The 580-nt window shown below is 68.6% G+C and carries 1 pseudogene; it reads right to left on the bottom strand.

The features are described from left to right. Window positions 1–541 (bottom strand): annotated as a pseudogene (locus ABFX50_RS51025) (IS5 family transposase); the annotation flags it as partial. Window positions 542–580: the final 39 nt, after the last annotated feature.

Here is a 580-nt window from a genome sequence, read left to right as displayed (position 1 = left end):
GGTCGGCGGCGCCTTGGCCCACGACGTGAGCGGATCGGCGGGATACTGCGCACCAGCGGCTCCAGCGCCAGGCTGTCGTGGGTGTTGGCGGCGCTGATCGCGACAGCGAGGGGCAGACCGGTCCGTTCGGTGATGAGATGGATCTTCGACCCTTTCTTGCCGCGATCGACAGGATTCGGACCTGTCAGCTCCCCCCTTTGGCGGCCCGGACACTGACGGAGTCGATCGCGCACCGCGACCAGTCCAGCTCGCCGCGGGCGCCGAGCTCGTCCAGCAGGATCCGGTACAGCTTGGCCCACACCCGCGCGGCGCTCCACTCGCCGAAGCGGCGGTGCACCGTCTGCCAGGAGGCGCCGAACACCGGCGGCAACTGCCGCCACGCACACCCGGTGGTGGCCACGTACACGATCGCCGCCAGAATCACCCGATCGTCCACCCGCCGCCGCCCGCCACCTTGCGGCCGCGTCGGCGCCGGCGGAACCACCCGCAGGAACAACTCCCACAACTCATCAGGCACCAGCCGTCGAAGGAACGCATCCACGAACGGTCTAACGATCAATCTCCAAATGAGTCACGGTCT

Origin of the sequence: Nonomuraea recticatena (genome assembly GCF_039533245.1) — a bacterium.
GTDB classification, from domain to species: Bacteria; Actinomycetota; Actinomycetes; order Streptosporangiales; family Streptosporangiaceae; genus Nonomuraea; species Nonomuraea roseola.
The sequence above is the reverse complement of the archived record's forward strand: the minus strand, read 5'-3'. Positions and strand labels throughout refer to the sequence as shown.